This window comes from Janthinobacterium sp. NKUCC06_STL (genome assembly GCF_019345455.1).
Classification (GTDB): domain Bacteria; phylum Pseudomonadota; class Gammaproteobacteria; order Burkholderiales; family Burkholderiaceae_D; genus Janthinobacterium; species Janthinobacterium rivuli.
In genome coordinates, this window is the sequence record NZ_JAHKQY010000010.1 from 76276 (window position 1) to 92499 (window position 16224).

Consider the following 16224-nt stretch of genomic DNA (forward strand, 5'->3'; position numbering starts at 1 on the left):
TTATCCGAATTTTATGTAATCTCGGGTGTACTCTTTCGTGTCTCCCTGCCACTGATATATACCATTACCATCGTAAACAAATACAGCGTCACAAGTACCGATATATTCTATTCTTCCGTAGGTCGTCCAAAAAAAATTTCCAAAATTCCATACGTTTAATGATTTTTTCCTTGCAGTGATCTGACGACCTTCCCCTTGCTCATCACCGTGAGTCGTAAACGTTTCTATTTCTTTATATTTAGGCATCGATAAAAACAAGTAATGGAAGCACTTTCGATAACGCCGAAATCTGCCAATAAATTAAGAATAAAACAATATTATGTTAGAGCTGAAACCTTGCCTCAATGGAGTCACATGTTTAATCTCCCCAATCCAAGTTTTGTGCACAGATAACGGCTGCTGCAATCTCGTCCGGCATCATCTCCTCCGCTGCACCTGGAACCACAGGATGCCCCAACTCGACTCCCCCTCCTTTCAGATAGACGCTCGCACCCCAGACGCCAGACTGCGGATCGAAGCCGATGTAGGCCCTTTCAGCGTCGCAGTCTGTCCGCTTGCAACGGGTGAGCACGAGAACCTTTGAGTTCGCCGTCTTATAAAGGCGCAAGGTACTCTTTTGCAGGTCAACGATTGAAAACCAAGGCGGCAGCTCCGCGGCCCGGCGCACGATCTCGGCCGTCAATCGTGGGTCGGAACGTATATTGGCCACCACCAGCGAACTGGACAGGGGACACGAGCCGGTGGCATCCAATGGCCTGGCAAAGCCGTTCAGCGCGCATAGCGAAAAAGGCAAGGCGACCAGTAAGCGAGTCCTCGATATCCAGTTGATCCAGTGCATCATGCTCTCCATTCAATGCGCTACTGCGCCCAATTGATCGATCACCTCCACCAGTTCTTCGGGTGCCAAGGTGCCGACTATCCGACGTCCATCGGACAAGACAATGGTCGGCGTGCTTGCAATCTTGAGCCGAGCGGCAAGCTGAATTACTTTGTCAAGCATCCCGTCCGGCGTTAATGGCATCGCTAAGCATCCCACGCCATCTTGTCACTGAGAAGAAGCTGCACGCTGATGCACATCAGCATATCAAGCACAAATTCACGCGCAGTTTGCTGCAGGGATATCAATAATTTGTTGGCGTTTGCTGTCAAGACCCGCCTGGTTATAGATGCGTTTAACGAATAAATCCAGCTTCTTCTCCTGCCATTTTTTCATCGCCTGAATCGGTGTTGCATTATTCAGGGCGCACTGGGAAATGTTGTGGTTATAGATTTTCAGGTAGTTGCGCAGCGTCGATTCCAGTACAGCCCTGGAGCCGAAACGGGTCTGGCTGACAATCTAGCTGATGCGGCCATTGAAGCGCTCGACCATGTCATTGGTTTGCGGATGGCGTGGTGGAATGAGGCGGTGTTCGATCGCCAGTTGTGTGCACAGTACATCAAAGACATGCTTGCCGCTGGGGATATGGTCACCGCTCACGGGGTCTTTTTTCTTGCTGGTAAAGCGGTCGGTGAACTGGCTGCCGTTGTCAGTGAATAGTTTGACGATAGTGAGCGGACAGGCCATTTTGACCTTGTTGAAAAAGTCGGAGCTGCAGCTGTCGGATTGGTCGGCATAGATGCCCATGAAGATCCGGCGCGTGGCGCGGTCGATGGCGACGAACAGATAACGGCGTTCGGCTTCATCGGACATGTGCGGCAAGTCCCTGATATTCATGTGTAAAAAACCGAGCTCCCCTCTAAGATCGCCTGTGGCCCAGCCACATGTTGGCTGCAATCGATAACGGCGCCATGCAGAACAGGTTGAACAACGGTGCCATTAGCAGGCCCAATGCAGCAGTGGAGCTTTGCGGGGCCACGAACACCGACCAGAAGGTGTACGCGTCCAGCAGCAGCATCAGTAAGGCACCGGCTAACAGACCGCCGCAATTCTTGCTGCGTTGTAGCGCAAGTGCCAGCAATAGGTAGGGCGCCAGCGACCAGGCGCACAGCGCCGCCCGAAAGACGATGCCGCCACTGTTGGCCAGAAATAGTGCGGTGATCAGGTGCAGGCAAGTGCCGACCGTCAGCAGTAGCCAACTTGCCTGTCGTGGGGATTTAAGCGGCGATATTCCGGTTTTCATAAATCTGCGGTGCGGTCGACTCCAGTAGATCGTATATGTCTTTTGAACCCAGTGCCAGATGCGATGCGATCGTCCCCTCGGCGGACACCAGTACAGCGCTCGGAGTCACCAGCGCGTCGTAGCGCTCGGATACCTTGCGGTCCTCTTGCAGCAGCGTGGTGTAGGAGCCAGCGGTATGTGGACGGTGCAGCTGTCCGGCATCGACGCGCAGGATGACGGCGATGCTGATCAAGCCCTGGTATTGCCGATGCCAACTCTCAATGCGCGGCGCCAGTTCGGCACAAGGGCCGCAGGCGATGTCGGAAAATACCAGCAGCACCGGCAGGCCGACAGACCTGAGCTGCGCAAGCGCCTTCAATTCGCCAGTGCCCATTTCCGGTAGCCCGAAGTCCGGCGCCATGCTGCCGACTGCCAGTCCGCGCGGCCGCATGTCGAGCACATGCAGTGGCTGAATGTTGGCGGCGTCGAGTCGCAGCTCCAGCGTATCCATGCGCAAGATCAGGCGCCCGTTCTGGCGCAGCGTATGCAGTAGCAGCCACCATTGCACCGCCATCACGACGATGCATATCGACAGTGCCGGTGCCGTGACTAACATCTCGGCCAGATGCGGCCAGCCGGTCCGGCGTAAATCAGCGCGCCCGCCATCGACAGCAGTACCCCGTTCCTGAGCAGCGTAGCGGGGCCGATCGGCGTGGCGTCCTGCTGACCGAAGCAGTTGCAACTGGGCCGCTGGCCTTGCTGCAGCTTGTACACCAGCACGGCGCTGTAGAGCGCCAGCAGTGCGGCGCCGGCGATGGCGCCCCACCACGTGGACATCGCCAGCGTCAGCATGAAGGCGATCGCCAGTTCGCACGTCGGCATCAGCCACGCCAGCTGCGGCTGCAACACAGCGGGAATGCCAAATTCCGCCAGCGTTTGAGCGTACGCTTGCCGGTGCAGTAGCTTGCCGGCAGCGGCCATCTGCAAGACGCCGCCTAACAGCAGGCGCGTGGAATGGCCCCTGAATCCTGTTTCACCGTAATATAAACTTAAATGATGGTCCCCTAAAATCAAGACCTTACCGCTTCGGTGGCCACACTTTAGCTGATGCAGATTCTTGCGATGATCATTTTTGGGTCGTACACGCGAGGTTAGCGGCGTTCTCCTTTTTTTTACAAAATTCTTGGAGAACTTCTGCATGTTCGCGTGTAAATTCAGCGCTTTGTAAAGCGGAACTCAGCTCGTCATCTTTGTAAGAAACGCCACGACGAATCTCCAAGCGACGCAAAGCTTCGTCGGTAATCGGAGACAGTTTCGCAATCACAGCACGTTTCGGTAAAGGAACTACCTCGTTCGCTTTTGAGTGAACCTGTGATGCAGACAGAATCAGAATTAATGCGTAAAAATACTTTTTCATGGTTAGTCCTCCTTAAGAAAGATAGTTTGTCGTCGGCCTCGTCAGGGCACGACGGCGGGCACGTCGGTAACTTCAACTTCACTTATCAGATTGTCTATTCCATCATCGACACGGTAATATGTCACGGATCTGTTCCGTAATCGAAAAACGCATTATCGCGGCCTGGCGAAGAGCACTGCACAGCTCTTTTCGTTGTTCGCCTTTGCCAATCTGGTGCTGGCCGGTAGGCGCTTTACGAGCACTGAATCCCGCAGTCCGTCTTAATGACAAAATGACGTGAGCATCGTGTCGAATCGAACGAAAAAGCGGGCTTGAGTGGCTCGCCGGTCGGCTATTTGGTGTGCCAAACTCGCTACGAAAGCGGATGGAGTGGTGGAATGAGGCGATGTCGATCGCCAGTTGTGTGTACAGTACACCAAAGACATGCTTGCCGATGGGGATATGGTCACCGCTAACGGGATCTTTTTCTTGCTGGTAAAGCGGGCGGTGAACTGGCTGTTGTTGTCAGTGAATAGTTTGACGATAGTGACCGGACAGGCAATTTTGACCTTGTTGAATAAGTCGGAGCTGCAGCTATCGGATTAGTCGGCATAGATGTCCATGAAGACCCGGCGCGTGGCGTGGTCGATGGCGACGAACAGATAGCGGCGTTCTCCTTTTTTACACAAAATTCTTGGAGAACTACTGCTTGTTCGCGTGTAAATTCAGCGCTTTGTAAAACAGAACGCAGCTCGTCCTCTTTATAAGAAACGCCACGACGCTTCTCCAAGCGACGCAAAGTTTCGTAGGTAATCGGAGGCAATTTCGCAATCACTTCACGTTTCGTTTTCGTTATCGGGACTTCCTCGTTCGCTTTTGAGTGAACCTGTGAAATAGACAGAATAAGAATTATTGCATAAAAATACTTTTTCATGGATAGTCCTCCTTGAGAAAAATGTTTTGTCGTCGGCCTCGTCAGGGCACGACGGCGGGCACGTCGGTAACTTCAATGATCAGATTGTCTGTTCCATCATCAACTCGGTAATAGGTCACGGTCTTCAGGAACGGCTCGACCATATATTTCATCATCCAGCGCCACGGAGTAACGACGGTCGGTTGGGTTTGAGTTTTCGACAGGTACAGTTTGTATGCCATGATTTCGCTTTCCTTTTACTATTACTCAGTTGCCGACCAAGATGGTGGCGCCGGCCGGGACGATGAATCCCGTTTGAAAAACTGCGTACGGACTGAGTTTCCTAAAGGTCCTCGCGAGCCACAAAATAGCACCTGGGCTGCATCGGCACGTGCAGTCCGTTGCATGATCAAACTAGTTTACTATTGCGAGCCAGGTTCTAGTCGCGAACAAAGTAGCCGAATTGCGTCGTATTTTGCTTAGCAGTGGCCGTACTCTTCCGGTCCAAGACATGACGCCTATGGTTGCCGCTGCGCACTAGGCTAGCGGCAATTACCGCCCCAACCCAACGCGACCATCTCCCACGTAATTGCATTGCCGCAATTCTTGGGCTCCTCATCGGGGTGATTCGGCTGCGCGCTGCGGATCGGCGCGCCTTCACTGATCATGGCCTCCGTCAGTTTTGCTTTTTCCATTTCGGCTAATGCCGCGGTGGCTTCTTTAAGCTTTGAGATCGGGCACCGCATTACAAAGGCATGCGGATATTCTTGCGTGCTCGCAGATTCGCGTGTGACATTGGAAACACTACATAACTGAGCAGTAACTACTCGAAAATACTGTTCATCGAAAGCGATGCCATCCTCGGAATGGAGCAGCAAGAGCTGGCCGTTCTTGCATTCCTTTGTCACAAAACGCAGCGCTAGCCGGGCGTAGATTGCGTTCTCGTCGCGCGTGCGCGCCTCGACGAAGGTCCGTTGGGACAATCGATAGGTAGTCATCGTCGACAAATCGCAGACTGTGTCGTCGGTGGGCTTTTTTGCGAGTGCAACCGCTTGTACCGATGAAATTGTAAATGCCATAATAAAACTAAATGCTACATGCAGTAATTTCATAATGGAAAGCTCCCATAGTAAATTGAACAGTGTATATTCTGCCTAGTTAATTCTTTCTTGATAATTTTGTGGTTTTTGCTAATATGGATATGAACCTATATTTTTGGAATTGTTATGAAAACATTAATGCAAATTGCTTCGTGCGTACTCATCGGTGGTATTTTTGGTGGGTGTTTTGGATTCGATGGTTCAGTATTGGGTACGGCAATTTATGTCGCTTTTGGAATTGTATTCATGCTAGTTCTATATGCATTTTCTTATATTATGGTTTGTATAAGTAAAAGTATTTCGACTGGATGCATATTAATTTCGCCTCGGACGTACTTAGCCATGTATGACGACTTCTTTTATGGAAAGAATCCGTTCAAAAACCAGGCGTACAGGATAGATGAGAACGGGGAGCCAAATCTAGATCCTCTCTGGTTACTCCGAGATGAAAAGTGAATTTATTTTTTCAAGATGTCTTTTATTTTTTCAACTGCTTTATTATTTAATTCTTTAAGACCTTCCGCAACAATATCTGGATCCTCGGTTACTTGTCTATTTGCGTTGCCGAATAGTGACTTTGTCGTCGTGATGTTGCCAGACGGCGTCTCGACAATTCCACTGTCTTTTCTAAATTTTTGTCGTGCCTTATTTTTTTCTGCGTCGGCTTTTTCGTTTATTTTTTCTAGGTCTGACTGAACTTGCGTAGGCGTTTTTTTAATTCTAGCTTGCTCTGCTGTCATCCAATCTTGCCCTTCTACCGGTAGAGTCGGGCCATCTTGGTGTTTAGTGCTGTTTGCAGAATTATTTGGCGTTGTCGCATGTGTTCGTGATTTGTTAGCTTGATGCTGCTTATCGATGTCTGGATACAGTGATGGATTGTCCTTCATTTCTCGATATGCCGCTCTTACTGATTCAAATGAGTCTGGAAGATTGCTGTTTGTGGTTGGCAATATGGGTGTGTTTGCAATGCTTCCGAGTTGAGAATCGATAATTGTTTTGGCAGCTGCACTGTTCTGGTTGTGTAATAAAAGTGATTCAAACAGTTGAATATTTCGTGGATCCTTTGCAATATCCAGATTAAATGATTCCCCGCGCGAATGCGCTGCCGATATACTTGTAGCATAGTCCACTTGTTCGCGTAACGTTGCATCTGCACGCTCCGAGGTCGCCACCGTTTCGGTGATTCTGGCTGCATTTTCGGTGGCGGTCCTTTGATCCGCAGTAACAGAGTTCAATAAACTGGTATTCTTGGCAAGCGACTCTGCCCATTCCTTGAACTTAGATACATCTTCATTATTCAAGTGACTCTTGATCTCCGATTCCTTTTTGTCTATTGCAGCCGAGTACTGTTTGCCGCCATGTCCTGATAGCGCAATTTTTGCACCAGGAACGATGCCAAAACCTGGTATGCCGAAACTCAGATCGACTCCAGCACCAAAAGCTACGTTTGCGACCTGTTGCTCGCTGGCTCCAACGGCTTTCGCAATGGTTTCGGTACGTTGCTTTAGCTCTTGCGTACGCGCGCCAAATCCTTCAATACTGTTTCTTGTGACACCTTTAGACCGATTCTTTGCCGCGCCAGTTCCATCGACATGGAGAAGAGCATTCGAGAAGGCGGCCGCTTTGTCCCTTGTTGCTGCGACAGCATTTGACTCCGCTGCCGACACTTGTTGGTTGGCAGCGGCGACATGGTTTTCCGTCACCTTGCCCTCCACTGTTCTGGAAACCGGTCCTTCATTGGCCAGTGCCTTGGCAGCGGTGAGGCCGGACAACGCATTGGTCGAATAGGTGTTTCCTGAAAGATCGTTTTGCCGACCACTGAAGAACGGTGACGAGCGGACAGGCGCCAAGGTCATCTGGTCCATGGCGACATTCCCCATGGATACGTTGCCAGTTGCCGCCGAATTGGTTGCACTGGTCACATTACTTTGCAACAGGCGCATGCCGTCGACGAGTGCGGTGCCAAAGTTCTCCATGCGCTTGAGGGCAGCCCAGGCAATGAATGGAATGCTGATGGTCATATAGCCGACGACTGCTTCGCCTGAAATGGCGCTGGAAAAAATGGTCGATGAAGTGGCCAGCGACAGGGCGTTGACGCCGTTGCCTACGCTGGCCGCGGCGGCCAAGTCACGCATTGCATACATGGTCGCCATATAGTTCAGGATGGCATAGAGCGGTGGCCACAGCTGGATCCAGATGAGCACAGACGCATAGTTCTTGAAGCCGGCCACGGTATCTTTGCCGTTGGTCAACAGTAGGATGAGGATTAACAGCGGGAATATCGCGTACGCTACCGCTTCGACCACGTTGCGGATTACCGGCAGCGATTGCTCGGCCACCTTGCCGTTGTTAATCCACGCGGCATTCGTTTGGGCCACCGCCTGCGCGCGGCCAACGGCCAGCAGCATGGTAGCCGGATCGTTGATTTTTTGCCCCGCCATCAGACTGGTATCGTTCACAGCATTGATGAGCGCGTTTTGCCGAATAATATTGGCTGCGGTGGCCGAGGCGTCTGCGATTTTTGCTTTCAGGTAGGCTTGCTGTATCTGGTCCGCGATCAGGGCTGAGGCTACCGTCCCTGGAAGCGTCGGATTCATGCGGAATGCCAGTGTGCCTTGGATGCGCTGAACTTCGGCCGGCATTTTCGCCGATAGCTTTGTATATGCCTGAGGACAGGTGAGCACTTCCGCGGTGCCGGCCGCATTCGTGACACTGCTAAACCGGGCGGGATTCGGGTCGTTCATCAGGTCCCACACGTTGCCCGAGGTTGCAAACGCATCCGGCGACAGGTAGCCAGAGGCCAGATCGTACATCGTGCAATTGTGGATGAAATTGATGAGGTCTGTTCGGAAATACGGACTTTGGAACACCACTTTGGAAGCCTCACGCACCATCCGGCTCCCAAACATCAGTCCGTTTTGCTGGTATGTGAGCTTGTCGGGCATGCCGGCCGACCCCGGGATCACCTGCATGGCCGTTTCTTCGAGTTCCGTCAGGCTGTTGCCAACCGTACTGGTCAGCGAGGCGAGCACCGCCAGGCCGAACGGGACGTTGTCGACGAAAACTTCGGCCGAACCACCTGTCTTGTCGACGATGCCGACGGTGACCTTCGGCACCAGGAGCACCGACAATACCAGGACGACCGAGGCGAGCCACTTCCAGCCAACCATCTTTTCCGGGGCGAAGGCATAACCCACCAAGGCGGCCACGAAGCCGCACACTGCGACGATGCCAAGCGCATTTCGGTAGGTGTTCGCCCCGACCATGGCGGCCACGGCATTCATCAGCCCGTACAAACTGTCCGAGTTTTGGTAAGCGAAAATTTCCCACATGACTATTTACCTCCACCGCCTTTTTATCACCGCAGATAGGCGGCCTGGCGCCCGAGCAGATCGAGTACCTGCTGCGGCATATTGGCGCGCAGTTGCCGTTCCAGCTGTTCAAGGTGGTTGGACACCACCGTGATGGAGCCTACTTTATGGTAGACGAGGGCTTTTTCGCGGGACAGCTGGGCCAGCATGTCTTTGGCGCGCAGGCGGATTTCTTGGGCTCTCGCCTGTTGTTTCATGTCTAAGGTAAAATCTTTGTCCAAGGCATTCATGCCAAGCCTGAGGTTCTTTTCCAGAAAAATGTAGGCGTAGTCGGCTGCAATCACGTCGCGATAGGTGCCGATCAGCTGCTCGTTGGTGGCCGCAGACGGGAACGATGCGCCGATCGACAGCATGCGGTAAACGGGCTCGGTGGTCTGGTTCACGAAACCGACCTCCGGCGACATGTTGGGTATCGGTGTGCGGGACTGAATTTTTTCTGCGATCGAGCGCATCAGCTTTTCTACCTTCACCGTGAAAGGGGTATGGACGTATGCCGAATCGATGGTGACCTGGTCGCAGGTTGTATAGTTATTGCACCGCAACACTGTTTGGTTGACATTGCCGCCCCCAGCATCCGACTGGCCGTAGAGCAGCTGGGAGATTGACGTGAAGGTCGGCGCGATGGGATTAGGATCTCGTCCTTCCGAATAATAGATAACGGTCCCGACCATGCTCATGACCATTTCCCGCTCCTTGTCGTCCAGGTAGTTACCGGCGAGCTTGAGCGATTCCCAGGTGAGGTTGCCGACGAACGGCGCCTTGTTTTTGACCAGAGGATCGGGAGATTTACGCGCCGTATCGAGAATTGAACCCTTGTCGGATTTGCAGCGGACGGCTGCGGCGGCATAGTCCGATTCGAGGCCCAGCGAGACGGCGATGTCCTCGCAGGCCTTGCTGGAGCTAAATCCGGTGGCCTCGGCGGCAGTCGACACGAGGGATTTGGCGGTATTGCAGGAATTGATTTGGGCATTCGTCATCATGGACTCTAGGTTTTTGGTCCACTTGGTGATACCGCCGAGTAGCGGTGACACCGATTCTAGCGCGAGTTGAAACGCAACGCCTGGTAGTGCGGCCGTGATGTTTTTGAGCATGTTCTTGAATTCGGCCGCCGAAATGAAGGAGAACGAGCCGCCGAAAATATCGATGCCGCCGCATCCAGCTTTGGCCGTCGGATAATCGATGGCCATGAGTTGGTAGGTCTTGTTTGGCGCGCGCAGCATCATGCCGCCGCCGCTGAAGGTGTTGTAGACCTGGCCGCGGAAGGCGCCCGGCGCCGTGTAGTTGCCTATAGCGCCGAGGTCATTGAACATTTTGTTGACCTCGCTATTCAGATCGCCGGCGAAGATCGGATGGGCGTATAGCGCGCTGGTGGACAGGGAGAGTGCGATGATCAGTTTGCGTATTGGCATGACGCATACTCCTTAACGAGATGAGAAATTCTTTGCAAACGGCGCTTCAACGGTCTCCGTGGCGCGCGGCCGCAGGGCGTCGATCCGTTCAACCAGCTGTCTTTCCGACAGCACACCGATACCGACCGGCATGATCTTGCCGCTGATGGGCTGGGCCAGGAACAGCGCCGGCACTTGCTTGACGTTGAGCGTGGCGGCGGAGCCGTTGTCGATGCGCGCATCAGCGAAACCTGGAACCTTGCCGCCGTCCAGGCTGACCGGCAGCACCTGGATGCGGTATTTCGTGGAAAACGCCCGCAATACCGGCCCGAAGGCATGGCAGTACGGGCAATCGCCGCGGAAGAAGAACATCAGGATGTGGTCGGTCCCGATGTTGGCGAGGGCGGATGACCGCTCCTGCATCTGCACCTGTTCAAATACTTCCAGCGCCTGGGCATTCACGGGTCGGCCTTGCGTGGTAGGGTCCAGGTCCGGATTGGCCCATGCCACTTTCTGCGACACGTCGGCGAACTGCGAAGCATTTCTGACGACCTTCGATTCGAGCTCCATATAGCGGCGCACATTGGTGACAGTCGGATTCATGACGGCGACCGCCTTGAGCTGTTCTAGCTGCACCTGCAGCTCATGCAGCGCCTTCACTTCAGGCGGTGGCTGTGGCGTGGTGGGCTTGGGCTTTGGTGGCGCGACTGGCGGAGGCGGTACCACTTCCTTCTGCGGTTCGTGCATTGCCGGGTCGTCATAGAAATGCCAGCCGCGGCGCACATCGGCCTGCGTGCCAGAAGCGTGGCCTATTGCAGGGACACTGGCGGGAACTTGAGCCTGCGCCGCACCGCATGCGAGCAGCATCGCCAGACAGTAGTGGCGCAATCCGTTCATAGTTTTGGCTCCAGGCGAAGAGTTGCGGGCGGCTGACCATTGCGGCAGTAATTGATACCGATATCGATCGTTTGCTTTTGTGGTGCCTGCCCCTCAGCGAGCCTGATGCCTTCCTGCCAAAAGCGGACGTTGAGCCGGCGGCAGCCGTCCTGGGCGTAGCGGGCCAGTGTCGTGACATCCATGAAGAGTGCGGAGGTTGCAGAGAAGCGCTGGCTGATCGCGTCCGCCAGCTCCCCAGTCAAAATGCCGAAGGCGCGGCCATCATGCGCGTCGATTGCGGCCAGCATGAGTACTTTCGGATCGTTCACCGCCACGCGTGGTGTGGCTTCCGAGGCCGCACTGGTTGCGGCGCAGAGCATGGCGGCGCAGAGGGCAAGCGAAATCCTGCGCGTAGTGGTTCGATTCAGCATTTCCCTCTCCCCATATAACAGGTTGGCGCGCGCTGGGCGGCAGCGTCCTTGAGCGCCGCCGCGTTGGGCAGCGTCGGTACGATCGAGGCATAGAACTCGGTCAGATCCAGTTTGGCGAAGTCGATGCTTTGCAGCTGGGCAACGCTAAAGCCGGAACAGGCAGGATTCTTCGGAGCTCCCCACCCTATGCCGAGTTGCGCGCGCCCCTGTTCGTTGATCATCCTGGCCAGGCGCGAGTTAAAACAGCATTTGGATGTCGTGTGCTCGATGCACGACACGCATTTGCCAAATACCCGGATGCAGGAGCTGCACCAGGTGCCGATGGTGTGGCACAGCTGGGCGCCCTCCTTCATGGCCAGCTTGCCCTCGCCGGCGTTGCAGGACATCATCGATACGGCGATGTACATCACCGCCGTGATTGCCAGCGTCCAAGGCGTGAAGGCAATCGCCAGGTGTTCCGTGGTGGCCAGTGTGATGGAACCTGCCGGCAGCGCCGTGCCATTGACTGCGACGGTCACGCCGAAACTGGTGAAACTGCCGCTAAAGCCTCCGCTGGTCAGGAGCGCCTTGGCGCCTTGCGTGACAAATTCGCGGTTGCCGCTGTTCATCAGGATGTCAAACACCAGTCGTGAACCGATGCCGAACAGGGACTGGTTGGTGAAGTGCGCGCCTGCTCCGTCTGTATAGCAGCAGTTCTTCAGCAAGCGGTTGCGGCAGGTATTGCCCTCGCCATTGAACAAGGTCATGGTCTTCGGATCGAGATAGACGCCGGCCTCGCGCACTGCCTCCATGTAGGTCATGACCTGTGCAAAATCGACGTCATTCGAATAACTCGTATTGAAGCATTGCGTGCCCAGGCAGAACGTTTTCGGCGCGCAGATCGTGCCAGCAGGGCAGCCGGTGGTGTACGCCGCCAGCGTTGTCTCGGCACTCAAAGGATCGCGGGCGATGGCTTGCGCGGCGGCGATATTCGGATCGGTGGCCAGCACGGGTGGGCGCGGTGTGTTGGCCGAGTTCAGGGCACCCACTTGCGCAGCGCAAGCCGGGTCGTTGGGTGTCAGGGCGCAGGCCGCCAGATGAGCATTGGCATCGCTTTTGAGGTTACTCTTGCCGTGGTAGACGGTTTCCGGTGACGTCAGCGTAAAGCCGGGTACGTGCGCAGTTGCGCTCTGGGTGGTGACGCTGGCCCGGGCGGCCTGGTTGGCAGCCGTGGCGCCGGCCAGATCCTGGTTGACTTGCGCCAGGACAATGGCAGGCTGCATGCTGCTCAAGCAGCAGGCGGTCATCAGGGCGATCAGGCGGCGCATGGCTATTTCCCCATCTTGTCCAGAAAGCGGCCGGCGCTGTCGGCAAAGCGCGGTGCGCGTTGCTGGATGGTTTTGAGCGCGTATTCAAGCGAGACGTCGCCGGCGACGCGGACATAGGCATCGGGTGCGAAGCAACTCCCTGCCCCGCAGGCCTGGGCGGGTGCACCGGCACGCAGCAAAACGAAGGTCGGTGCCTGGCGTACGGCAAAACGGTCAAATGCCTGCGGATCGATTTGCCATGCCACCTTGCGCTCGCCCATGATCTTTTGGGCATGCGCCACGGTTTTGACCAGTGATCCGTCGTCCAGGCCCCGTAGTAACAGGGTCGCCTGTAGCTGCGCGGCTTGCATGGCCAGCTTTTTCAGCGCGGCTTCCGGCATAGCGAAGGTGATAAAGACCATTAGCCGGTCGCCATTCAACGCGGAGAGCGCGATTGGATTGGACGCCGCTTCGTAGCCTTTGGCAATGGCGCCCAGATCGACGGGTGGCGTTGGCCGAGGCCGGGGCAAGGCGTCGATCCGCATCCGTGACGTAGAGGATGGTTGCCCTGGCGGCGGGTCTTGCGGCATGGGATTGGCCCTTACCGCGCGGGCGATATCTGCGTCAGTGATCACGGGTTGTAGCTTCTTGGCGCGTTCAATATCTGCGTCGGAAATGTGCGGCATCGCTTGTGCCGCCACTGCCTGGGCCAGGAACAGTGCACCCAGCCCTGCCATGGCACGCAGCGCAGCAGGCTTGGCGCCAGCAGGGGGCACTTGGATCGGATTAGTAGCCAACACAGCAGTTCCTTTTTCGAAATAACATAAATGCAAAATCTTCGCCCTTGACCGGGTATTCCTTGCCCGCTCCCCAGGCGATGGTAGTGCGTCCAAAAGGCTGGCAGCATTTGCCCAGTTCCTTGTCGGTGGCCGGGATGGGATATGTCAGCTGGGATTTGTAGGCCGTCTTGTCCATTTCCGGCAGGAAGTACGGACCGCACAGCCCTTTTTGGCCATGCATGCCCCACGTCAGCAGCTCACGGTGCATCTTGGCGGTGAGGCGCTGCATCATCAATTCGGCGGTGCGCACCCCGCCTACGTGGTAGGCCGCGTGGCCATCGAGCGGGAAAAGACCGCCCTGGCAGCCGGCACACCAGAACAATTCGCGGCGGCCAAATCCCGCCGTGGCGGCAACGCAGTCGGCAGCGCAGGCGGCGATGGCGCCCGGATTGGCAAACAGAACCGTTTCCGGATTGATGATAAGTGTCAGCTCGTCGTCGTCCCAAAGAGGGTCGACCTCGGTCATGTACGCGATATCGAAGGAGCCGGCCTCCAGGCAGGGGAAATCGGCGACCGCCTTGAGCCAGTACATGACCGGATTCACGTAGAAGTGCGCCTGGTAGAAGGCGTCTTGGGCGCCGCCAGCGTCTGTGACCCGGGCGGCTTCCGGCGCGGCAATGCCCGGATTGAGGTCGACGCCACCCAGCGACACCAGGCAGAATGGTTTGCGCACCACTTCCACGTGGCGCACGGGCTCCCAAAAGCCGATGGATAGGCCGATCACCGGATTGACTTTGCAAGTGCAGATCGGACTGGATGGATTGGCGGTGTCTTCCTGGCCACCCAGGTTGCCCAAGGTGACGCTGCCCAAGGAGATCGGGAGGATGCATGACCAGCAGATATCAGTGATCGGATTCGGAAAGGCTCCTGTACAGGTGCCGACCGGCGCCGCCTGGGCATGGCCTGCCCCGATGAGGAGCAGGATCAAAGCGATGGTGTGTTTTAGTAGGCTCATCTGGCCACCACCATTTCGTCGATGCGGAGGCGCATGCCTTCCTGGTAGACCAAGGCCGGGACATGCTGGATGCCAAAGCGCTGCACCAGCCTGCCCTGCTGATCGTAGTAGATCCGCGTTTTCCACTGTTTCATCAGCTCCAAATAGTTGCCGCCGACGAGTACCGGCTTGATCCGGGCGCCATCGCGTTGGAGGAGGCTGCGCGCCATCCGTGCCTGTGCAGGATCGCGCGCGTCGAAAAACATCAGCTTTCTCGACATGGGCGTGATCGCGAGCGGGTTGGTGCGGGTGCCTGCGGGGAACAGGACGTGACCCTGAGCGTCGAGGATGTTCTTGTCGAGCACATAGGTGGGGTCAAAGTAATGGGTCCGCGGTTCCTTTGCTGGTGCCAATCCTGCGACCGGGGCCGGGTTGGCCGCAGCCGCCCGTCCTTTTGCGACTGCCTGTTCCTGCAACTTGTGAAGCTGACCGCTCTTTTCCAGCGCGCGCAGGCGCTGGGCGATCATGTCGAGCAGGTTTTGCTCGGCAATCGGATAGGTCGGACCGATCGCGGCCAGCTCCTCGGCCTTTGCCAGTGCTCCCAGGAGGCCACTGGCCAGCAACCCGACGGAGAAGATACGCATGGTCAGCTCACCGCATGGCAGACAGCGGAAGCGCAATGTTGCTAACGCAGGCTCAAGCAATGCCATCATTTCCCCCTCGCTTCAAAAGATCGGAATCACGACGCCCAGGACCGCATCGGCGTGGACCAAGCCATTGATGCTGTAGCGTGAATCGAAGCTGTCCGGGCTGGTGCCTTGTACATAGAAATACGATGGCGGAATCACCATTTCGGCGATGGGATCGAGCCGGAGATGTTTGACGGTGGTATGCGTCTTGGCAATACCGACCTCCTGGCCATTGACGAAAACGTGGCGATCCCGGACGGTCACTTTGTCGCCGGCCACGCCGCGCACGATCTTGAAGAACGGCTGGTGGTACAGGCCGGGGAAGATGCGGTACGCCGACCCTTCGAATGAATAGACCACATAATCCCCGCGACGGATGCCGTCCGCCCGGTAGTCAACCACTGCGACCGTGTAGGGCAAGCTGGGGGTCACGTTAAACAGAATAGGCAAGCGCGGTGTGGCATCGATAAAAAGACGTACATAGGCGAGTGTCCAGATCACGACCAGCGCCAAGTACAGATACCAGCGTCTGCGCACATGCTGAAAGAAATCGCGGGTCACAGTTTCACCTTTTTTCTGAGCAATGGAGTGAGATCGATCAGCGTTGTGCGGCTGCCGATCACCGCCGTTTTGTCGACCACCAAGCATTGGCACTCATCTGGCAATTGCGCCAATGCAGTAGCAAAGCTGGTGACGAACCGTTCAGCGTCAGATATCGCCTGCCGCCGTTCTATGTCGGTATGGCTGCTCGTCATCGCTTTGATGTACTGTTCCTGCTTTGCATTGAATACGTTCGCCGCGTCGACGACCCCGATGACCAGCATCGGCCGCAGCACCAGCCGGTCATATGCCGCAATGCCGATCGCCACGAAGCAGGCCGATACGAGGATATTGATCAGCAT

The 16224-nt window shown here is 55.7% G+C and carries 17 protein-coding genes and 3 pseudogenes; 1 reads left to right on the forward strand and 19 read right to left on the reverse strand.

All coding sequences use genetic code 11. The features are described 5' to 3' along the window. Positions 1–358 precede the first annotated feature (358 nt). The 6 genes and pseudogenes from KO539_RS24460 to KO539_RS24485 all read right to left on the reverse strand — a co-directional run bounded on the left by KO539_RS24460 (position 359) and on the right by KO539_RS24485 (position 3516). The gene (locus KO539_RS24460) at positions 359–841 is read right to left on the reverse strand and encodes an Ivy family c-type lysozyme inhibitor (protein ID WP_219312354.1); all 483 of its coding nucleotides are present in this window, start codon (positions 839–841) and stop codon (positions 359–361) included. A gap of 255 nt (positions 842–1096) precedes the next feature. Beyond that, positions 1097–1732, reverse strand: a pseudogene (locus tag KO539_RS24465) (integrase core domain-containing protein); the annotation flags it as partial. Between the two features lie 4 nt (positions 1733–1736). Further along, entirely contained in the window at positions 1737–2120 is a 384-nt protein-coding gene (locus tag KO539_RS24470) for a hypothetical protein (RefSeq protein ID WP_219312356.1), read from the reverse strand. Next, positions 2095–2715, reverse strand: coding sequence for a peroxiredoxin (locus tag KO539_RS24475; RefSeq protein ID WP_219312358.1), 621 nt, complete (start codon positions 2713–2715; stop codon positions 2095–2097). The genes KO539_RS24470 and KO539_RS24475 overlap by 26 nt, the downstream gene beginning before the upstream one ends. Further along, the gene (locus KO539_RS30365) at positions 2709–3299 is read right to left on the reverse strand and encodes a MauE/DoxX family redox-associated membrane protein (RefSeq protein WP_257626443.1); all 591 of its coding nucleotides are present in this window, start codon (positions 3297–3299) and stop codon (positions 2709–2711) included. The genes KO539_RS24475 and KO539_RS30365 overlap by 7 nt, the downstream gene beginning before the upstream one ends. Further along, positions 3226–3516 (reverse strand): hypothetical protein, encoded by a 291-nt coding sequence (locus tag KO539_RS24485; RefSeq protein WP_219312360.1) that lies wholly within the window; start codon positions 3514–3516, stop codon positions 3226–3228. The genes KO539_RS30365 and KO539_RS24485 overlap by 74 nt, the downstream gene beginning before the upstream one ends. Before the next feature lie 120 nt (positions 3517–3636). Here KO539_RS24485 and KO539_RS24490 point away from each other — a divergent pair. Beyond that, positions 3637–3780: pseudogene (locus tag KO539_RS24490) on the forward strand (IS5/IS1182 family transposase); the annotation flags it as partial. 97 nt (positions 3781–3877) lie between these two features. Here the strand turns inward: KO539_RS24490 and KO539_RS30370 are convergent. The 13 genes and pseudogenes from KO539_RS30370 to KO539_RS24555 all read right to left on the reverse strand — a co-directional run. Continuing rightward, positions 3878–4166, reverse strand: a pseudogene (locus KO539_RS30370) (IS481 family transposase); the annotation flags it as partial. 304 nt (positions 4167–4470) lie between these two features. Next, on the reverse strand, positions 4471–4650 hold the full coding sequence (locus KO539_RS24500; RefSeq protein WP_219312362.1) for a hypothetical protein: 180 nt from the start codon (positions 4648–4650) through the stop codon (positions 4471–4473). 300 nt (positions 4651–4950) lie between these two features. Beyond that, positions 4951–5520 carry a hypothetical protein gene (locus KO539_RS24505; protein WP_219312363.1) on the reverse strand — a complete coding sequence of 190 codons (570 nt, stop codon included), beginning with the start codon at positions 5518–5520 and terminating at the stop codon, positions 4951–4953. Positions 5521–5966: 446 nt separating this feature from the next. Further along, the gene (locus KO539_RS24510; RefSeq protein WP_219312364.1) at positions 5967–8840 is read right to left on the reverse strand and encodes a conjugal transfer protein TraG N-terminal domain-containing protein; all 2874 of its coding nucleotides are present in this window, start codon (positions 8838–8840) and stop codon (positions 5967–5969) included. A 26-nt stretch (positions 8841–8866) separates the two neighbouring features. Further along, positions 8867–10288 carry a conjugal transfer protein TraH gene (locus KO539_RS24515; RefSeq protein WP_219312365.1) on the reverse strand — a complete coding sequence of 474 codons (1422 nt, stop codon included), beginning with the start codon at positions 10286–10288 and terminating at the stop codon, positions 8867–8869. Positions 10289–10300: 12 nt separating this feature from the next. Beyond that, positions 10301–11164, reverse strand: coding sequence for a conjugal transfer protein TraF (gene traF / locus KO539_RS24520; RefSeq protein WP_219312366.1), 864 nt, complete (start codon positions 11162–11164; stop codon positions 10301–10303). Beyond that, on the reverse strand, positions 11161–11574 hold the full coding sequence (locus KO539_RS24525; RefSeq protein WP_219312368.1) for a hypothetical protein: 414 nt from the start codon (positions 11572–11574) through the stop codon (positions 11161–11163). The genes traF (KO539_RS24520) and KO539_RS24525 overlap by 4 nt, the downstream gene beginning before the upstream one ends. Beyond that, complete coding sequence (gene traN, locus KO539_RS24530; RefSeq protein WP_219312370.1) at positions 11568–12881, reverse strand: conjugal transfer protein TraN; 1314 nt, start codon at positions 12879–12881, stop codon at positions 11568–11570. The genes KO539_RS24525 and traN overlap by 7 nt, the downstream gene beginning before the upstream one ends. 2 nt (positions 12882–12883) lie before the next feature. After that, entirely contained in the window at positions 12884–13657 is a 774-nt protein-coding gene (gene trbC / locus KO539_RS24535; RefSeq protein WP_219312372.1) for a type-F conjugative transfer system pilin assembly protein TrbC, read from the reverse strand. After that, the gene (gene traU / locus KO539_RS24540) at positions 13647–14654 is read right to left on the reverse strand and encodes a conjugal transfer pilus assembly protein TraU (protein ID WP_219312374.1); all 1008 of its coding nucleotides are present in this window, start codon (positions 14652–14654) and stop codon (positions 13647–13649) included. Before traU ends, trbC begins: the two co-directional genes overlap by 11 nt. Next, positions 14651–15277: a type-F conjugative transfer system protein TraW gene (gene traW, locus KO539_RS24545; protein ID WP_219312376.1), complete on the reverse strand. Its 627-nt coding sequence runs from the start codon at positions 15275–15277 to the stop codon at positions 14651–14653. The genes traU and traW overlap by 4 nt, the downstream gene beginning before the upstream one ends. Before the next feature lie 81 nt (positions 15278–15358). Beyond that, entirely contained in the window at positions 15359–15883 is a 525-nt protein-coding gene (gene traF / locus KO539_RS24550) for a conjugative transfer signal peptidase TraF (protein ID WP_374106485.1), read from the reverse strand. After that, positions 15880–16224, reverse strand: coding sequence for a hypothetical protein (locus tag KO539_RS24555; RefSeq protein WP_257626444.1), 345 nt, complete (start codon positions 16222–16224; stop codon positions 15880–15882). Before KO539_RS24555 ends, traF (KO539_RS24550) begins: the two co-directional genes overlap by 4 nt.

Coding starts and splice junctions, on each gene's coding strand:
- KO539_RS24460 (WP_219312354.1), bottom strand. CDS start 841: ATGATGCACTGGATCAACTGGATATCGAGGACTCGCTTACTGGTCGCC.
- KO539_RS24470 (WP_219312356.1), bottom strand. CDS start 2,120: ATGAAAACCGGAATATCGCCGCTTAAATCCCCACGACAGGCAAGTTGG.
- KO539_RS24475 (WP_219312358.1), bottom strand. CDS start 2,715: ATGTTAGTCACGGCACCGGCACTGTCGATATGCATCGTCGTGATGGCG.
- KO539_RS30365 (WP_257626443.1), bottom strand. CDS start 3,299: ATGCAGAAGTTCTCCAAGAATTTTGTAAAAAAAAGGAGAACGCCGCTA.
- KO539_RS24485 (WP_219312360.1), bottom strand. CDS start 3,516: ATGAAAAAGTATTTTTACGCATTAATTCTGATTCTGTCTGCATCACAG.
- KO539_RS24500 (WP_219312362.1), bottom strand. CDS start 4,650: ATGGCATACAAACTGTACCTGTCGAAAACTCAAACCCAACCGACCGTC.
- KO539_RS24505 (WP_219312363.1), bottom strand. CDS start 5,520: ATGAAATTACTGCATGTAGCATTTAGTTTTATTATGGCATTTACAATT.
- KO539_RS24510 (WP_219312364.1), bottom strand. CDS start 8,840: ATGTGGGAAATTTTCGCTTACCAAAACTCGGACAGTTTGTACGGGCTG.
- KO539_RS24515 (WP_219312365.1), bottom strand. CDS start 10,288: ATGCCAATACGCAAACTGATCATCGCACTCTCCCTGTCCACCAGCGCG.
- traF (WP_219312366.1), bottom strand. CDS start 11,164: ATGAACGGATTGCGCCACTACTGTCTGGCGATGCTGCTCGCATGCGGT.
- KO539_RS24525 (WP_219312368.1), bottom strand. CDS start 11,574: ATGCTGAATCGAACCACTACGCGCAGGATTTCGCTTGCCCTCTGCGCC.
- traN (WP_219312370.1), bottom strand. CDS start 12,881: ATGCGCCGCCTGATCGCCCTGATGACCGCCTGCTGCTTGAGCAGCATG.
- traU (WP_219312374.1), bottom strand. CDS start 14,654: ATGAGCCTACTAAAACACACCATCGCTTTGATCCTGCTCCTCATCGGG.
- traW (WP_219312376.1), bottom strand. CDS start 15,277: ATGCGTATCTTCTCCGTCGGGTTGCTGGCCAGTGGCCTCCTGGGAGCA.
- KO539_RS24555 (WP_257626444.1), bottom strand. CDS start 16,224: ATGCTGATCAATATCCTCGTATCGGCCTGCTTCGTGGCGATCGGCATT.